The organism is Bacteroidota bacterium, assembly GCA_039111535.1.
Classification (GTDB): Bacteria; Bacteroidota; Rhodothermia; order Rhodothermales; family JAHQVL01; genus JBCCIM01.
Map to the genome: position 1 here is coordinate 35,578 of JBCCIM010000011.1, position 17,804 is coordinate 53,381.

Consider the following 17,804-nt stretch of genomic DNA (forward strand, 5'->3'; position numbering starts at 1 on the left):
GTATCCTAGCTATCTCTAATGATCGTAATGCGTTCTTCTTTGGAAGAAGACGATGTAGCGTCTTCTTTCGGCATGATCATTCCGAGGATAATGTAAGAAAGGAAGAAGGGGCCACCTGATGCGATGGTGCCAACAACAAAGGCAATGCGCACCAGAGTAGGGTCGATGTTGAAATACTCAGCAATCCCAGAAGCAACGCCGCTGACTTTTTTGTCGCGCGATTTGCGCAGTTTGCGTTTGGGACCGTTATAGGCCTTTTTCTCAACTTTAACTTTTGCTTTCTTCGCTTTCAGATCAACCTTTACTTTCCGGGTTGTTTTCTTCTTCGGGCGCCAGGAAAGGGCGCCGAAGCCCAGAAGAATGATCAAAATGCCGGCTACAACAGGCATTGCAGCAGCAATGTCAGCAACACTTGGCAGGCCGAGGCCGAGGCCCATTTCCTGTAGGATGTAGACAATACCAACTAGAATCATGGAAAGGCCAGCCATAGTTGGCAGATTCCATATCCCACTTTCCTTGGATTGCTCATCCTCAAAAAGAATACTTTCCAACTCTTCATCAGAAAGTGATTCCAGGTCCAGGTTCAGGTTGTCATCTTCAAATTCAAATGAAGACAACTCCTCCTCAACTCGTTTTCGTGTGCGTGTTCTCATGTTGCTTGTTTCCGGTAGCTTGAGAAGCGTACGGGGTTTGTGGCGTCAGGTTACAATACAGCAGTTACAGTAAAGCGTATGATGCAGCAGTTGTCGACCGGCCAAAACGGTAAAGGCACCCAGCAGAGTACTACTAAGGGGTGATGCTAAAAAGCGTTCAGGCAGTCAGGCCACGTTGGGCATCTGGGGGAGGCAAGCGCATTACCTCCTTCTCTGTAACAATGATATCGACCGGGATATCATGAGGCAAAGCCGGCACGGCTTCAAGGAGGCCGTAACTGGGCAGGGGGCATATAAATGGGCAATTACACTTGGCCAGGAACGCGTCATAAAAGCCTTTGCCGTAACCCAGGCGATGTCCGTGTAGGTCTACGCCGAGTGCAGGGACGATGACAGCGTCCAATTGCGCCGGGTCAACAGAGGCCCCATATACAGGTTCCTTTATTCCCCAACGATTTGTTTTCAGGTTGGTTTCTGTGTCATAGCTGCGGTGCGCCATCTGTGGCGGGTCCTCAAAAGAAATGACAACGGGCAACACAACCTGTTTCCCTTCTTGCTTCAAGAATTTAATCAAATTTATGGTATCCAATTCCCTTTTTTCGAGGATGGGCCAGAAACAGTGCACTGTGCCGGCATCTTTCAGTTCAGGCAGCACAGCCATTTGTGCCATAATGGCTTCATTTATGCGATTAAAAGTTGCAACTGACAATGCTTTCCGGTGCGCGATCAATTGCTTTCTAATGGGTTTTTTAGGATCCACGGATATATATGTGTGAAAAAACCGCCAGATCTTCATCTTTATATAGAACGAAGTTGGGGGTAGGGCGTTTGAGGATAAATTTTTTTCGGGGTAAATTAGCTATTCTGCCCCAGAAAATACGAATTGAGGAATTGCAGGGGTTTGAACCCTGTTTCGCGAAAGGTTGAACCGTGGGATCCTATGTTTGAGAATCTGACAGACAAGCTTGAAGGTGCGCTTAAGTCCATTAGCGGGCAGGCGCGCATAAACGAACTCAACATCGCTGAGACGATGCGTGAGATTCGGCGCGCATTGCTGGATGCAGATGTCAACTACCAGGTGGCCAAGGAGTTCACTGACAACGTGAAGAACAAGGTGCTGGGCGGCGAAGTGCTCAACGCGGTTTCTCCGGGGCAGCAGCTTGTGAAAATTGTGTACGATGAACTGGTGCATTTCCTCGGGGAAGAGCAGGTTGATGTACAAATGGCGGCCAAGCCGCCTACCATTATTCTTGTTGCCGGGTTGCAAGGTTCAGGTAAAACAACCTTTTGTGGAAAGCTTGCGCTGTACTTCAAGGGTAAAGGCTTGTCACCTATGCTTGCAGCAGCTGATGTATATCGGCCGGCGGCAGTAGACCAGCTCAAAACACTCGCCAACTCCATCGACGTGCCCGTACACGCGGTTGTGGAGAATGGCACGGTAGTACAAGATGCTGTGCGTGTGGCCCGTGAAGCGGTTGCCGAAGCCCGGAAGAACGCTAGGAACGTACTGATTATTGACACCGCCGGTCGAATGCACGTCGATGACGCGATGATGGCCGAGGTGGAGAACATAAAGAAAGCGGTTGACCCGACAGAGATCCTGTTTGTTGTGGATAGCATGACAGGGCAGGACGCGGTCAATACAGCGCTTGAGTTTAATAAACGGCTCAACTACGACGGGGTTATCCTGACAAAGCTGGATGGTGATACGCGTGGTGGAGCTGCGCTATCGATCCGCTCGGTAGTTAACAAGCCTATCAAATTTGCTTCAACTGGTGAAAAGCTCGATGCCCTCACCCCATTTTATCCTGCGCGTATGGCGCAGCGAATTTTGGGGATGGGGGATGTGGTTTCTTTTGTAGAGAAAGCACAAGAGCAGTTTGATCAAAAGCAGGCTGAAAAGCTGCAAAGCAAAATTCGCTCGGAAGACTTCGACCTGGAAGACTTTTATGAGCAGTTGCAGCGCATCAAAAGCATGGGGTCACTCAAAGATCTTTTGGGCATGATTCCAGGTGTCGGCCGGCAGATTCGCGACCTTGATATCGACGATGATGCCTTCAAGCATATTGAAGCTATGATTAGTTCTATGACAGCTGAGGAACGAAAGCGTCCTGAGTTGTTAAATGGCAGTCGACGTCGCCGCATCGCCAAGGGCAGTGGGGTAGAGGTTCGCGATGTAAACCAGCTGATCAAGCAGTTTCGCGAAATGAAGAAAATGATGAAGACGATGTCAAAGCTGATGGGGAAAGGACGATCGGTTGATATGTCCAGCCTCATGGGTGGAAGAATGTAGAGGAGTAAGCAGAAACGTAGCAATAACAATTAGACCAACACACTTAGGTAAAAAGTGGCAGTTAAACTCAGATTACGCCGAATGGGGCGCAAAAAACGTCCAGTTTACGCTGTAGTAGCAGCAGACACACGTAGCCCTCGCGACGGCCGGTACATTGAAGACCTTGGCCGTTATTACGCAGTTGAAGAACCTGCACGGATTGTCCTCCAGGAAGATCGCGTGTTGTATTGGTTGCAGCAGGGTGCACAGCCGTCTGATACGGTAAGAAGCCTGCTGAAAGACCGCGGACTTATGCTTGCGCTGCATTTGCATCGTAAAGGCAAAGACGAAGAAGAAATTAAGGCTCAGGTAGCATCTTTCCTCGAAAACAGGACAGATCGCAAGCCGAAGAAGAGCACCGCGGCTGATCGCCAGCGTGCTTTGTTGGAAGCTGAAGCCGTTGCTGCTAAGAAAGCAGAAGCAGATGATGCTAAAGCGAAAGCTGAAGCAGAAGCACAGGCTAAAGCAGACGCAGAAGCTGCCAAAGCCAAAGCTGAAGAAGCGCGCGAAAAAGAGCAGGAAGCCGCAGCTGAAGTAGCCAAAGAAGCGCAGGCTGAAGCCAATGAAGCGCAGGCTGCCAAAGACGCTGAAGCACCTGCTGCTGAAGAAGCACCTGCTGCAGAAGCCGAAGCTGCACCAGAAGCTGCTGCTGAAGAAGCACCAGCCGAAGAAGCACCTGCTGCTGAAGCTGAAGCCGCACCGGAAGCTGCTGCTGAAGAAGCGCCAGCCGAAGAAGCGCCTGCTGCAGATGACGCTGCTGAGAAAAAAGAAGACGCATAACCCAGCATAACAATCCTGTCCATTTGTAGATATCAGCGATATGGCTGCAGCAGATGAACAGGATTTGTTGATGATAGGGCGCGTGATTCGCAGTCACGGTGTTATTGGTGAAGTAAAAGTGCTGCCCGAGTCAGATGACCCGGAACGCTTGCTTGACCTGTCCGAAGTGTTCATTGGTAAAGATGAAACAGCCGCGTTGCCTTTTGAGGTGACGCAGGCCCGTTTTCAGCAAACAAAGAAGGGCCTCGTGATCCTTATGTCGTTCGCCGGCGTAAAGGGCCGCGACGCAGCGGATGCATTACGGCATCAATTTGTTTTTGCTACAAAAAACGAATTGCCGCCCCTTGAGGACGGCGAGTTCTATCTGCATGAACTCATCGGTAGTCATGTAGAGACGAATGAAGGAGAAGCAGTTGGCACCCTCAAAGAAATTCTTGAGTTGCCGGCTTACAATCTGTACGTCGTACAGCGACCTGGACAGAAGGACGCAATGATTCCTGCTGTGCCAGCGTTCATTGAAACCATTGATGTTGAAGCCCAACGCATTGTCATTCAGCCCATTGAAGGGCTGCTTGATATATAATCACAGGTAGATCCCCGTGCGCATTGACGTTGTAACGGCGTTGCCAGGTATAGTAGAAGGGCCGCTTGCACACAGTATTATTCTGCGTGCACAGAAGGCCGGACTGGTAGAAATTAACGTCTACGACATTCGTGCTTACGCAACAGGGAAACACCGGCAAATAGACGACTACCCGTACGGTGGTGGTGCCGGCATGGTGATGAAGCCTGAGCCGATTTTTGCCTGCATTGAAGAAATTCAGGATGCAGCAATCGAACGCGGCCACCCGGTCGATGAGGTGATTTTCCTCACGCCCGACGGCGAGACCTTCACCCAGCCTATTGCCAACGAATTGTCGCTAAAAAAGCATGTGGTACTGCTCGCGGGCCATTATAAAGGCATCGATCAGCGGGTGCGTGATGTGCTGGTGACGAGAGAGATCTCAGTTGGCGATTATGTGCTCAGTGGGGGGGAACTCCCTGCGCTTGTGCTGGTAGATGCGCTGGTTCGGCTTGTCCCAGGTGTACTGGGGGATGCAGCTTCGGCGCTTTCTGATTCTTTTCAGGATAACCTGTTAGGTGCCCCCGTCTATACGCGGCCTGCTTCATTCAGAGAAATGGAGGTGCCGCGCGTTTTATTGTCGGGAAATCACACCGCCATCAGTACCTGGCGTGAAACGCAGCGCGAAGAAAAAACGCGCATCCGCCGGCCGGATATGCTTGACGATAAAAAAGCTTGACATCAATAGATGCTGGTTCCAGTTTGCCCTAAAGGCAAGCTGTTACGATCACCTTGAAACTTGAAACATATTTTATAAAGAGGTAGCCATGGCCAACGACATTATGGGAATTATTGAAGCAACGCAGCTGCGTGACGATATCCCTGAATTCGATCCTGGCGATACAGTTAACGTACACGTTCGCGTAGTCGAAGGGGAGAAGGAGCGCATCCAGCAGTTCCAGGGTGTCGTAATCGGCGTCCAGGGTGAAGGATCACGCAAAACGTTCACCGTCCGTAAAATCTCAAACGGTGTTGGCGTAGAACGTGTTTTTCCTCTTCACTCGCCAAAGGTTGCTAAAATTGAGCGCGTACGCCGTGGCATCGTTCGCCGCGCCAAGCTCTATTATCTCCGCAACCTCCGTGGTAAAGCCGCCCGTATTAAAGAAAACATGGCCCGCCGGTAACATCCGGCAGGGGTAATCCCATACCAGAATCATGCGTATTGCTGTTTGGGATGAACCGGCCCTTGATTTCTTCGCCAGAGCTGCAGAAGAGCTGGCAGGCCACCATGACCTGACCATTCAGCGCACATCCCGACGTCAGCTTCGGGATTTGCTGATTGGGGGATCGGTTGACATCGCGTTGCTTCCCACCTTGTCCGTATTTCTGGACCGCGAGCTTGTTGATGTATTGCCGGCCGTTGCCATATCGTCCTGGAATTATCCTTTCCTCAAATTGAACCTGCAACAGGGTATGGGGGAGGCTGTTCAGGAAATCTGGATTGATCCCAACCTTGCACAGGAAGCCCTTGTCACCAAAGTTGTCCTGAAGGAGCATTACAATATGTCGCCTTCTTTCAGGCCTTTTGAAGGTGACCTGTTTTCTGCTGCCCAAAGCCGTGATCTCGGCGCAACCCTCTTGCAGACCCCACTGGTAGATGCCTCGTTTAAAGGTACCACCATCGATTTGGGGCAAGACTGGTACGAGCTCACCCATTACCCAATGGTTTGGGGCCTCTTTGCCATGCGCAATGGGGAGGCAACAGGGCAGGCTGTAAATGTCATCCGTGATATTGCCAGCTATACGGAGCTAAAACGCGAGGAATGGCTGGCATCAATGGACGTCCCCGAAATCTTCCATAAATTCTATCTGGAAGGCCTCCGGTATCGTCTGGATGACCTTGCAACCGCAAGCGTAACGTCGTTTCAAGATTATCTGTATTACAACGACGCGGTTGAAGATATGGCACCGCTGCCCTTTTACGAAGTACCCGACGGCGAAACCGATATGGAAGAAGGACCCCTTCTCTAATCGCATACCGGGATCGTCCGAATATCAGTCCTGATTCCATGAGTGATGGCATCAAAATTATAACATCCAACCGCAAGGCGCGCCATGAGTATCACATCAGCGATACCCTGGAAGTGGGCATTGTTCTGTTGGGAACTGAGGTGAAGTCGTTGCGTGAAGGCAAAGCCAACCTCCAAGAGGCTTATTGCACGTTCACTGAAGGCGAACTCATGCTGATGCAGTGCCACATCGCACCGTTTAAACATGGCGGGCACTATAACCATGATCCGCTTCGCCCCCGGAAACTCCTTTTGCACCGCCGCGAGCTGAAAAAGTGGGATGCTACCGCCCACCAGAAAGGCTTTACGATTGTCCCGCTAAAAATGTATTTCAAAACAGGGCGCGTAAAACTGGAAATTGGCCTCGCCAAAGGTAAAAAACTGTACGACAAACGCTCAGATATTGCCGACCGGGAATCTAAACGTAAACTGGATCGCGTGATGAAAGAAGGACTCCAGTAGCCTGCCCTGCGGTCTTGAAATAGAAGTTCAATCCTCAAACAGTATAAGTTACATGTCAGCTTTCTTACCCGTTGAAGAGCAACTGGCGCATATCAAGCGCGGCGTTGAAGAAATTTTGCCGGAGGCTGCGCTTGTCGACAAGCTCAAAAAGTCGTTTGATTCGGGCAAGCCATTAATTGTTAAGCTGGGATGTGATCCAAGCCGGCCCGACCTGCACCTGGGGCACTCTGTTGTGCTCCGCAAGCTGCGCCAGTTCCAGGATCTCGGCCACCAGGCCATCCTGATTGTTGGCGACTTCACGGGGATGATTGGTGATCCTAGCGGCCGGTCTAAAACCCGTCCGCCGCTCACGCTTGAAGATACGCGTGCGAACGGCCAATCTTATTTTGAGCAGGCCACTAAAATTCTCGATCCTGATAACACGCGTATTGTGTACAACTCGGAGTGGCTGGGCGAAATGAGCTTCCGGGATGTAATCCAATTGGCCGGCAAATACACCGTTGCCCGCATGCTCGAGCGGGATGACTTCGAACGCCGCTACAAAAATGGCGAAGCGATTGGTGTCCATGAGTTTTTGTACCCGCTCGCGCAGGCGCAGGACTCCGTCGCCATTGAATCTGACATTGAGCTCGGTGGTACAGACCAGAAATTCAATTTGCTCGTAGGCCGTTCCATTCAGGAGGCAGCAGGCCTCGATCCGCAAGTCTGCATCACGTTACCGATCCTCGAAGGCACGGATGGCGTAGAGAAAATGTCAAAGTCGCTGGATAATTATATCGGCATTTCTGAGGATCCTGAGCAGATGTACGGTAAAACGCTGTCCATCTCTGATGCCCTCATTTATCGGTATTACGAACTGGCGACCAACGTGCCAACCGCTGAGTTGCCGGCACTAAAAACGTATGCTGAGGGCGATCCGCGAAACGCAAAACACGACCTTGCCTACAAAATTGTAGAAATGTATTACGACAAGGCGACCGCAGATAAAGCGCGTGCCCACTTCGAGAATACTGTGATCAATCGTGGCATTCCAGAAGACATCGATGAGTTTGCCCCTTCACTGGCTGATGGCAACAAGCTGCCGCTGTTTAAATTGCTTTCTGAGGCCGGCCTGGCAAAGTCCAATGGCGAAGCCCGCCGTCTGATTCAACAAAACGCTGTATCCATTGACGGCGAAAAAGTGAGTGACGCCTCAACTGAAATCGATGTGCCGGCGCGCGCGCCGTTTATCATCAAAGTAGGCAAGCGGCGCTTTGCACGTATTGTAAGCAAATAAGGATTTACAGCTACCTTCCCTCACCGACTAACCAACGCAGGAGATGACGACAAAAGCAGGATTAGCTACCACGATAAAACTGAGCAACAGTGTAGAGATTCCACGTTTCGGACTGGGCGTGTTCAAAATGGAAGAGGGGAGCGAAGTTAAAGAGGCTATTCGCTGGGCCATTGAAGCTGGATACAAAAGCATTGATACGGCAAAAGTGTATGCCAATGAAGCCGGTGTTGGACAGGCGATCCGCGAATCTGGCGTTGCGCGTGAAGATGTGTTTGTGACCACCAAAGTCTGGAATTCAGACCAGGGATACGACCAGACCATGCGCGCTTACGAGAAAAGCCTCGAAGAACTGGGCCTCTCTTATGTTGATTTGTATCTGGTACATTGGCCAGTGAAAGGCAAATATGTGGATAGCTGGCGCGCGTTAGAGACGTTGTACAACGAAGGCCGTGTGCGGGCAATTGGCGTGAGTAACTTTCTCGTGCACCATTTGAAGGATGTGATGGACGCCGGCACCATTGTGCCTATGGTAAACCAGGTCGAATTCCACCCCCGCTTGCAGCAGCCTGAATTACAATCCTTTTGCAAAGACAACGGTGTACAGTTGGAAGCCTGGAGCCCGATCATGAAAGGCCGTGTGCTCGACATTCCGGAGCTTGTTGCTTTAGGAGAGAAGTATGGCAAAAATGCCGTACAGGTGACGCTGCGTTGGATGTATCAGAAAGACATTGTCTCAATACCCAAGTCGGTGAAGCAGGCGCGTATTGTGTCGAATGCTGATATTTTTGATTTTGAGTTGTCTTCAGAAGACATGCAGCAGGTAGATCTGCTTGACCAGGGCATTCGTGTTGGGCCCGATCCGGATAATTTTGATTTTTAGTGGGGAGTTTGGAGTGTAGCTTTATTGGTGGGTTTCGCCGTGTTTTTGAACCCGTGTATCCATGTCTTCTACAAGTGAAATCAGGTCTTTTTTGTAGGCCATAATCTTGTGCATCATCTCCGGATTGCCTGTAGCCAGGATCTGAAGGGCCAGCAGGCCGGCGTTTTTTGCACCACCAATGGCAACCGTGGCAACGGGCACACCGCCCGGCATCTGGACAATCGACAACAAAGAATCCATTCCTTTCAAATTGCGCGTAGGTACAGGCACACCAATGACAGGCAGCGGTGTGCTTGCTGCAATCATACCGGGCAGATGGGCTGCGCCTCCTGCGCCGGCAATAATGACTTTGAGGCCTCGGGTATGCGCAGCCTCCGCGTACGTTTGCATGGCTTGCGGCGTCCGGTGCGCAGACAAAACCCGCATCTCAAAAGGCACGCCAAATGCAGCCAGTACTTTTGCTGCTTCGTCCATTACGGGCAAGTCTGATTCACTGCCCATGGCAATACCGATTACCGGGTCAGTCTCTGGGGTGCGCATAACAGGTTATTGTGTTTATAGTTGGATTAAAGCAGCAGCTTTCTCAGCCAATTCCCGCACCGTTCTGGCATCTTTACCTGTGGCGGTAACATGCCCCATTTTTCGTTTCGGGCGGACACTGGTTTTGCCATAAATATGTATAGCCATGCCTGGCATTGCCAGTGCTTCTGGAAAGCCTGCTGTCGCCGGATCTGCCTCGCGGTGCCCAAGCACATTGATCATCACGGCTACAGGCTGGCGTAGCGCAGGACTGCCCAGTGGCAGGTCCAGTACGGCGCGCACATGGTTTTCAAACTGTGAAGCATAACAGCCTTCAATGGAGTAGTGGCCGGTGTTGTGCGGTCGCGGGGCAAGTTCATTAATGAGGACGGTCCCGTCTGCAAGCTCAAACAGCTCTACCGCGGTAATGCCAACGCCTTGCACTGCTTCAACAGCTTGCAGGCCAATGGCCGTTGCCCGGGCTGCCGTTGCATCTGATATGGATGCAGGGACCACAACCGCGTGACACCGGTGATCTTTCTGTTCTGTGAACGCAACGGGGTAGACCACGTGTTCTCCACCCGGCCGGCGGGCAATCAGCACAGACAGCTCACGCACAAAAGGTACCCACGCTTCGACCATCAGGCCGGTTTCATCAGCAAGCTCGGGCCACGCCGCTTCCAGTTCTTCAGGATTTTTGACTGTTGCATTGCCGTACCCGTCGTACGAGCCAAGATACCGTTTGAGCAAGACGGGGTAACCAAAATCAGCTGCTTCTCGTTTGGCTTCTTCCAGGGTGCTGCAGCAAGAAAAGGCAGGGACGGGCAGGCCTGCTGCCTGCAAGGTCTTTTTCTGGGTGCCTTTGTTTCTGATGAGTTTCAGGGTGTCGGGGTGCGGCCAGAGTCCGGTTTCCTGCGGCAATACATTGAGCAAATGCTCTGCCGGCGCCCATTCACTTTCTACAGTGATAGCCGTGCAGCCGGCAGCGAAGGCTTTTAAAACGCCGGGGTCTTTCCAGTCACCTACAACGTGTTCACCCAGGCCTTGCATGGGGCCGTCGGCTGTTGGGGAGAGGAAACGTACCTTAATGCCCATAGGAATGGCTGCTATAGCCAGCATGCGCCCCAGTTGGCCGCCGCCCATGATGCCAAGGCAAGGAAAAGATTGGTCAACAGGCATCGTCATCAACGTGTACAACAAACACTCATTTAGACTTTCATCCCATTCAGGATTTCCAGTAGATCAGCTTCTGTAGGTACGAGTACCTGGCGGGCTTTTGAGCCTTCAAACGGGCCTACGATACCCACGCGCTCTAACTGGTCGACGATCCGCGCAGAGCGGGTATATCCAATCGAAAGCTTGCGCTGCAGCAGTGATACAGAGCCTTGCTGGGTCTGTACGATAATGCGGGCAGCCTGTGCAAACAATTCGTCGAGTTCACTCTGTCGCTGGCCGTCGAGTTTGAGCTCGGGAGAATCTTCGATTGACGGCAGGAAGTAGGGGCCTGTACCCGCTTGATCGGAGATATACTCGGTTACGCAATCAACTTCATCCACAGAGATGAAAGGACCTTGCAGACGAATGAGGTTACTGCCTTTCATGTAAAGCATGTCGCCATTGCCCACAAGGCCTTGTGCTCCGTTCTGGTCGAGAATGGTACGCGAGTCAATTTTAGAAGCAACCTGGAATGCAATACGCGCAGGGAAGTTGGCTTTGATAAGTCCGGTGATAACATCCACTGAAGGACGCTGGGTAGCAAGAATCAGGTGGATGCCAACAGCACGGGCCATCTGTGCAAGTCGTGCAATCGGACCTTCAATTTCTTTGCCCGCGGTTAGCATAAGGTCAGCAAGCTCATCCACCACCACAACGAGGTAGGGGAGGTGACGATGGCCGGCCTCGGTTGGCAAATCGCCATTTCTGAATTTCAGGTTGTAGTCGTGCAGGCTTCGCACCATGGCTTTCTGCAGCAGTGTATACCTGAACTCCATTTCCCGCTCACAACTCTTCAATACGCCAAGTGCCTGAGAAACATCCGTAACGATCGGGGCCTCAGCTTCTTCAGGGATGGCGAGGTAGTGATCAACAATCCGCCCGTATTGCTGCAATTCGATCTTCTTCGGATCGATCATTACAAACTTCAGGTTGGAAGGATGGCAGGCGTAAACAAGGCCTGTAATCAGGGTATTCAAACATACCGACTTACCTGCACCTGTAGCCCCTGCAATGAGGAGGTGGGGCATACTGGTGATATCCTGAATAAATACGTGCCCTTCAATGGTTTTACCCATAGGGAAGGGGAGCCGCATTTTGTTGTCGCGGAAACGCTTGGTAGCAATGAGATCTCGTAAACGAACGAGTTCTCTTTGTCGGTTAGGAATTTCAATACCTACGGCTGTTTTGCCTGGGATAGGCGCAACCATGCGAATGCCGCGCGCAGCCATGGCCATGGCAAGGTCGTCTTCCAGCGCTTTGATGCGGCTGATTTTGATACCTGGCGCCGGCGTCAACTCATACATCGTAATGGTTGGGCCTACAATCGCATTGATATCCGTGATCTGGATATTGTACGTTGCCAGTTTGTCGAGCAGAATTTGTTTGTTCTCTTCCAGCTCTGCGTAGTCGATCGTCATCTGATCTTCCGACGTAGCAAGGAGCTCGACAGACGGGTAGCGGAATCTGACTTCGCGCAGCGGCACGTTGGCGGCAGAGTTGGTTACCTTCTCAGCCCGCTCTTCCTGTACCTGTTCCTGCACTTTCATCGATACTTGTCCAGGCGCTTCTTCTTGTTGAATGACCTGTTTGATCGCGCTTGGGTTCAGGCTGCTTCGCTGCGCCGGCGGCACTTGTGTACCTTCGGATGTGCCACCAGCGGCCTTGGTTTTGTTTTGGGCGATGTAGTCGTTTAGCGATGCTGCATAGTTATCTGGCAGCTGTTCGGTAAACATGTCTGAGGACTTGGGGCCTGATGCTACAGGGGCAGCTGGCTGCGCCGGCGCGGCAGGCGGTGGACCCGATTTGACAGAGCCAACCGTGGAAGTTGCTGTGTTTAGCGCCTGTTGGGCGACATTGGCAATCCGGGTGGCCGCAGATTTTGCAGCGCTTGGTTTGGCGCTTTTCTTGGCGTCACCCTGTTGTGGTGGCAACTCCTCAAGATATTCTCCGGTCCGTTGGCGCGCCCTTTCTTCGTCGAGCAGTTTGCGGCGCTCTTTCCTGTTACCAAATACTTCGCGGCCAATAATGGTGCCCCAATCAGTAAACAGATCGCGTACGTTCAACGCAGCGTCTTCGAGCCGGTCCATCGATTTCTGGAAATCGCGGTCGATAACCAGCAGGGCGGTAATCAGGATAAGGACACTGATAATGAAGAAGCTCCCGATTTCACCCAGGGCACGAATGGCGAAGTCAGCCATGGCCAGGCCGGCATTGCCACTCAGAATTGTGGTATTGAGGTCGAACGATGTCCCAAACCATCCAAAGAAGCAGGCCAGTTCAAACGAGCCAACCAGGCCAAAGGTGGTGTACATGGGGAGGTAGAGCGAATGGCGATTCCTGAGAAACAGGTAGCCCCATGCCATCATCAGCAAAGGCCAGATCAAAATAGACAGGCCCAGGAAATTGGGGATCAGGTAGTACGCTATGGTGGCCCCAACAAGCCCCAGCGCGTTTTCTGCGCGGTTGTTTTCAAGGGCAAAGGCTTCCCCGAAGGTATAGCTTTGCACCAGGGTATCGTCAATCGGCTTGTAGCTGAAGAGGGCAAGCATAACACAAAATGCTATGGCCATCATAAAGAGGCCCAGCAGTTCGCTTTTGCGCTCATAGCTGATAACCGGGGCGTTGGCTCCCCGCGTGGATGATACTTTTGCTAGTCTTTTGGCCATTCCCTAAATCAGGATTTATGGAAAGGGGGCTTTGTAACGATCGCTTCGCGGGTCTTTCCACGCGAGCTAATACCGATGATGCTGCCGGGTGTAGTATACTGCTTGTCGTTGGGTACATACCCCATACCGATGCCTTTGCTCAGGATGGGAGATTGAGTACCGCTGGTAACAACACCAATTTCTTCTTTTGCTGCATTTACGATGGCATTGCCGTGACGCGGAATTCCGCGCTCGGCCATGACAAAGCCAACCAGCTTGCGATCTGGTACGTCCGCCTTGATTTTTTCAAGTGCCGTTTTTCCTACAAAATCGCCTTTGCCGAGTTTCGTAATCCAGCCCAGGCCGGCTTCGTAGGTGGAAGTTTCTTCTGTGATATCGTTGCCATACAGGCAGAAGCCCGATTCGAGACGGAGGGTATCACGCGCGCCGAGGCCTACAGGTTTGAGTCCGTGCGATGTGCCGGCTTCCAGGAGCGCCTGCCATATGGTGACCGCGTCTTCAGCGTTACAATAGATTTCGAGCCCTTTTTCGCCGGTGTATCCTGTGTAGGAAAGGATAACATTGTTGAGTCCGAGAAATTTACCGGCAGCCGGCTCGATAAAGTGGTAGAATTTCAGGTCAGCAATCGAGGTGTCGAGCAGCGTTTGGACAATGTCGAATGCTTTGGGACCCTGGATTGCCAGGAGGGCCATATCGTCGGACACATTGGTGAGCGTCGTGCCTTCAAGGACGTGTTGGCTTACCCAATCCCAATCTTTCTGAATATTGGATGCGTTGACAACAAGCATGTACGACGATTCGCTGCGGCGGTACACAAGCAAGTCGTCAACGATGCCCCCATGAGGCATACACATTGCTGTGTACATGGCTTTGCCGTCGTATAGCTTTTCAGCGTCGTTGCTTACAATGCGCTGGATAGACGCAAGGGCAGTAGGACCTTCCACAAGAAACTCGCCCATGTGACTGACATCAAACAGGCCTGCTGCCTGCCGGACCGCCATGTGCTCATCTATGATGCCACTGTATTGTACGGGCATATCAAAGCCGCCGAAGGGCATCATGCGTGCCCCCAGCTGGATGTGTTGCGCGTGCAATGGGGTGGTCTTGATCGTTTGGGGGTCCATACAAGGTCTTATGCTAAATCTGGGTTACGCGTGGCAGGCGACTGCGGGACAGGGTTTAGCGCAGTGCGCGTTAACCATCCACAGCCGCCAGTAAATTATTGCTAAAACTGTTATTTCTTACGGATAATACACCCGGCAAATCCCAGAATCAATCGGTTCTTACGGATAATCTAACGTTTTGTATTCAAAGAGGATAAAGAGAATGCAAATCCGTATGAAATATACTAAATAATAACGTTAAATCCGTTATTGACCAATTCGTCTCACGGAATATTCTTGCGGACTGCGTGCGTTTCCCGGAGTAGCATTTTAAACGTACTGAATCGTACTGAAAATTGCACCTGTTCTGCGCGCAGTTTCTGAATGTTGCAGTGACGTTACAGGGCAAAACCGTTGTTTTACATCTGAAATGCGGTATATCCAGCATTTTCAAGCGCTGAAATGGCTTGTGCTGAGGTTCTACGGTCTGTGAAGCCAATTCTGAAAACGCCTTCGAGGCCTTCCCTGATTTTAAGGAGTTCGAGGTCTTTGATGTCAATTTCAGCTTCATGCAGTACTCCGATCAGCCTGTAGAGAAAACCGGGTTTATCTTCGGCATAGACGTATACGTCTGCAAGCGGATGTAGAAATCCCTTGGAATGTTTGGGGATCAGGTCGCGGCCAATGCGGGCCTGTTGAAAGTTTTGCTGCAGGTCTTCGAGGTCATTGCCAAATACGCGGTTGCGCATTTTCTGGAGGTCGGTAGCAAAGCCGGCAAGCATATCGAGAATGGGGCCTTCGTTGGCAACCAGGATATCCCGCCACATTTCGAAAGACGATGAGGCAATGCGCGTCATGTCGCGGAAGCCGCCGGCTGCAAGTTGCAAAAACGCGTCGTCGCTTTCATGATGTCGGGAGACGTAATTCATGAGGGTGACAGCGAGCAACTGGGGGAGATGGGAAACTGCTGCTGCAATTTTGTCGTGTCGTGCGGCGGGCAAAACAAAGATGCGTGCACCAATCGAACTGAAAATATCGACGAGCTCAGCGTGTGTGCCGGCAAAATCGGTTTCAGACATGCCTTCTGGCGGGCAAAATACGTAAGTGGCATTCTCAAACAGAAAGGGGTCTGCGTGGTGTACACCGCTCTTTTCAGAGCCAGCCATGGGATGCCCGCCAATGAAGGTCACTGTGTCGGGCAACACCTCATGGGCATGGGAGACAACGGGTTTCTTTACCGAGCCCACATCGGTGACAATTGCGCCGGCTTTAAGAAATGGTGCAATTTCGGTGGTAAGATGCAGGATACGCGCAATTGGGACAGCCAGAATGACGAGGTCTGCGTCAGCTACCGCTGCTTCCAGGGACGCGGCGGGAATATCAATCGCTTGCCGCTTGAGGGCTTTGTCGAGTACTTCAGGAAGATCAAAACCGGTGATTTCGAGGTCGTTTCTGTGTTTGTTGAGCGCCAATCCAAGCGATCCACCAATCAATCCAACGCCTACTATGGCTATTTTTTGAATCATGCCCGTTTTTTTGAACCAAGCCCGTTGTAACTTGGCAGGTATATCGAATTTAAAAGAGATTTGTGTGGCGGCAGAAGTTACTAAAAAGTATACTATGCCACGGCTGGATCTGGTTTTTTCACCAGCTATTTGTACACCGAGTTTATTTAGCGGCCCACACAACAGGTAAAAAAAGACTTTATGCTGTTTCCGATCAGTGATGATGACAAAGACCTGAAGGGCTTTGCGCCGGTCACAATTGGGCTCATTGTGCTCAATCTTGCTGTGTTTTTCTTGTTACAGCAAGCCGGCGAGAATCCGGTTTTTACGTATGGCTGGAGCGTTATTCCCTATGAAATTGCCAATGGCATCGACCTGGTGGCGCCCGAGTCGATCATCATTAATGGAGAGCGCCAGGCCATTCCCCAGGCACCGGGCCCATCACCCATATACCTGACGATTTTGTCGGCCATGTTTATGCACGGCGGCTATATGCACCTTTTTGGTAACCTGCTGTATCTCTGGATATTTGGTGATAATGTAGAAGTGCGCTTTGGCGCGATACCTTTTCTCGGCTTTTACCTCTTCAGCGGTGTAGTTGCGACCTTTGCACAGATCTATCTGGATCCTTCTGGTGTGATACCCAACCTCGGCGCTTCGGGGGCCATTTCAGGTGTGTTGGGGGCTTACATGGTGCTTTTTCCGCGTAATCGCGTGCACGCCATTTTTCTGTGGACGATGGTGTCGATTCCGGCAATCATTGCCATTGGGGCGTGGATTGTCATGCAGTTTGTTAGTGGGTGGGGTTCACTCGTTGCGCCCGGGGAAGTAGCCGGCGGCGTTGCGTATGCTGCACATATTGGCGGTTTCTTTGCCGGCGTTGCTATTGCATTGTTTATGCGATTCATGATCAAGGAAGAGCCCAAAGATCCGTTCAGTAAACATCCACGGTATCAGAAATCACGGCGAATCTGGTAAGCGAGGCGCCTCATCCTTTACATGAGCAATCCAATGAAGAGACTGGCAGGGAAGGTTGCGCTTGTTACTGGCGGTGCAAAAGGCATTGGTGCTGCAACAGCCAAACGGTTGCTTGCAGAAGGGGCCTGCGTTGCGATACTGGACGTTGATTCCGCTGGCGAAACCCTGTTGGAAAGCGCAGATGCGCGGTTCTTGTTGTGTGATGTGACAAAGCCGGCTGCCGTTGAGGCTGCTGTGTCAGAAATTATAGAGGCGTTTGGCGAGCTAGATATCCTGGTTAACAATGCCGGCATTCAGCACTATGGCACCGTGCTCACCACCACGCTTGAGGAATGGGACCGCGTGATGAACGTGAACCTCAAAAGCGCGTTTGTGTGTGCCCGCAGCGTCATTCCTTCGATGCAACGTAAGGGGCGGGGGATAGTGGTGAACGTGGCGAGTGTACAGAGCCTTCATTCTCAGCAAAATGTCGCGCCCTACACCACAAGTAAAACAGCGATGCTTGGTTTGACGCGGAGCATTGCCGTCGACTTTGCGCCGGCGATCCGGTCGGTAGCTGTTTGTCCGGGTACTGTGGATACGCCGATGGTGCAATGGACGGCGGAGCAATCCGGCGATGCAGCAGCGCTGTATGAGGAGGTGGCAGCCATGCATTTGTCTAACCGCATTGCAAAGCCCGAAGAAATTGCCGGCCTGATTGCCTACTTGTGTACGGATGAGGCCGCGTTTATCACGGGGCAGGCAATTCGTATTGATGGGGGGCTGGGTGTATTGCTTGGGGGGACGGTGAAAGAATAGCGAGAA

At 51.7% G+C, this 17,804-nt stretch carries 18 protein-coding genes; 11 read left to right on the forward strand and 7 right to left on the reverse strand.

The annotated features are described in order from the left end of the window. Positions 1-5: 5 nt before the first annotated feature. Both AAF564_03280 and AAF564_03285 read right to left on the reverse strand, forming a co-directional pair. Positions 6-653, reverse strand: coding sequence for a PspC domain-containing protein (locus tag AAF564_03280; GenBank protein ID MEM8484541.1), 648 nt, complete (start codon positions 651-653; stop codon positions 6-8). A 157-nt stretch (positions 654-810) separates the two neighbouring features. Then, positions 811-1,413, reverse strand: a complete 603-nt coding sequence (locus tag AAF564_03285) for a 5-formyltetrahydrofolate cyclo-ligase (GenBank protein ID MEM8484542.1) — start codon at positions 1,411-1,413, stop codon at positions 811-813. A 180-nt stretch (positions 1,414-1,593) separates the two neighbouring features. Between AAF564_03285 and ffh the strand changes: the two genes are divergently transcribed. The 9 genes from ffh (at position 1,594) to AAF564_03330 (ending at position 9,014) form a co-directional block, all read left to right on the forward strand. Beyond that, complete coding sequence (gene ffh, locus AAF564_03290) at positions 1,594-2,946, forward strand: signal recognition particle protein (protein MEM8484543.1); 1,353 nt, start codon at positions 1,594-1,596, stop codon at positions 2,944-2,946. A 54-nt stretch (positions 2,947-3,000) separates the two neighbouring features. Further along, positions 3,001-3,765, forward strand: coding sequence for a 30S ribosomal protein S16 (gene rpsP / locus AAF564_03295; GenBank protein ID MEM8484544.1), 765 nt, complete (start codon positions 3,001-3,003; stop codon positions 3,763-3,765). A 40-nt stretch (positions 3,766-3,805) separates the two neighbouring features. Continuing rightward, a complete protein-coding gene (gene rimM / locus AAF564_03300; protein ID MEM8484545.1) occupies positions 3,806-4,348 on the forward strand; it encodes a ribosome maturation factor RimM in 543 nt (180 codons plus the stop codon). 10 nt (positions 4,349-4,358) lie between these two features. Continuing rightward, positions 4,359-5,066 carry a tRNA (guanosine(37)-N1)-methyltransferase TrmD gene (gene trmD, locus AAF564_03305; GenBank protein MEM8484546.1) on the forward strand — a complete coding sequence of 236 codons (708 nt, stop codon included), beginning with the start codon at positions 4,359-4,361 and terminating at the stop codon, positions 5,064-5,066. 88 nt (positions 5,067-5,154) lie between these two features. Then, positions 5,155-5,511, forward strand: coding sequence for a 50S ribosomal protein L19 (gene rplS, locus AAF564_03310; GenBank protein ID MEM8484547.1), 357 nt, complete (start codon positions 5,155-5,157; stop codon positions 5,509-5,511). A gap of 31 nt (positions 5,512-5,542) precedes the next feature. Continuing rightward, a complete protein-coding gene (locus AAF564_03315; GenBank protein MEM8484548.1) occupies positions 5,543-6,358 on the forward strand; it encodes an MqnA/MqnD/SBP family protein in 816 nt (271 codons plus the stop codon). A 38-nt stretch (positions 6,359-6,396) separates the two neighbouring features. Then, on the forward strand, positions 6,397-6,858 hold the full coding sequence (gene smpB / locus AAF564_03320; protein MEM8484549.1) for an SsrA-binding protein SmpB: 462 nt from the start codon (positions 6,397-6,399) through the stop codon (positions 6,856-6,858). A gap of 52 nt (positions 6,859-6,910) precedes the next feature. After that, complete coding sequence (gene tyrS / locus AAF564_03325) at positions 6,911-8,134, forward strand: tyrosine--tRNA ligase (protein MEM8484550.1); 1,224 nt, start codon at positions 6,911-6,913, stop codon at positions 8,132-8,134. Between the two features lie 43 nt (positions 8,135-8,177). Continuing rightward, entirely contained in the window at positions 8,178-9,014 is an 837-nt protein-coding gene (locus tag AAF564_03330; protein MEM8484551.1) for an aldo/keto reductase, read from the forward strand. Between the two features lie 21 nt (positions 9,015-9,035). On the opposite strand, the gene purE is transcribed toward AAF564_03330, so the two are convergent. The 5 genes from purE to AAF564_03355 all read right to left on the reverse strand — a co-directional run bounded on the left by purE (position 9,036) and on the right by AAF564_03355 (position 16,043). Then, positions 9,036-9,554: a 5-(carboxyamino)imidazole ribonucleotide mutase gene (gene purE, locus AAF564_03335; GenBank protein MEM8484552.1), complete on the reverse strand. Its 519-nt coding sequence runs from the start codon at positions 9,552-9,554 to the stop codon at positions 9,036-9,038. Positions 9,555-9,569: 15 nt separating this feature from the next. Beyond that, complete coding sequence (locus AAF564_03340) at positions 9,570-10,712, reverse strand: 5-(carboxyamino)imidazole ribonucleotide synthase (protein ID MEM8484553.1); 1,143 nt, start codon at positions 10,710-10,712, stop codon at positions 9,570-9,572. 29 nt (positions 10,713-10,741) lie between these two features. Further along, the gene (locus AAF564_03345) at positions 10,742-13,414 is read right to left on the reverse strand and encodes a DNA translocase FtsK (protein MEM8484554.1); all 2,673 of its coding nucleotides are present in this window, start codon (positions 13,412-13,414) and stop codon (positions 10,742-10,744) included. 8 nt (positions 13,415-13,422) lie between these two features. Further along, entirely contained in the window at positions 13,423-14,523 is a 1,101-nt protein-coding gene (gene gcvT / locus AAF564_03350) for a glycine cleavage system aminomethyltransferase GcvT (GenBank protein ID MEM8484555.1), read from the reverse strand. A gap of 413 nt (positions 14,524-14,936) precedes the next feature. After that, positions 14,937-16,043, reverse strand: a complete 1,107-nt coding sequence (locus AAF564_03355) for a prephenate dehydrogenase (protein ID MEM8484556.1) — start codon at positions 16,041-16,043, stop codon at positions 14,937-14,939. 180 nt (positions 16,044-16,223) lie between these two features. Between AAF564_03355 and AAF564_03360 the strand changes: the two genes are divergently transcribed. Beyond that, positions 16,224-17,000 carry a rhomboid family intramembrane serine protease gene (locus tag AAF564_03360; GenBank protein MEM8484557.1) on the forward strand — a complete coding sequence of 259 codons (777 nt, stop codon included), beginning with the start codon at positions 16,224-16,226 and terminating at the stop codon, positions 16,998-17,000. Positions 17,001-17,033: 33 nt separating this feature from the next. Next, the gene (locus AAF564_03365) at positions 17,034-17,798 is read left to right on the forward strand and encodes a glucose 1-dehydrogenase (GenBank protein ID MEM8484558.1); all 765 of its coding nucleotides are present in this window, start codon (positions 17,034-17,036) and stop codon (positions 17,796-17,798) included. Positions 17,799-17,804: the final 6 nt, after the last annotated feature.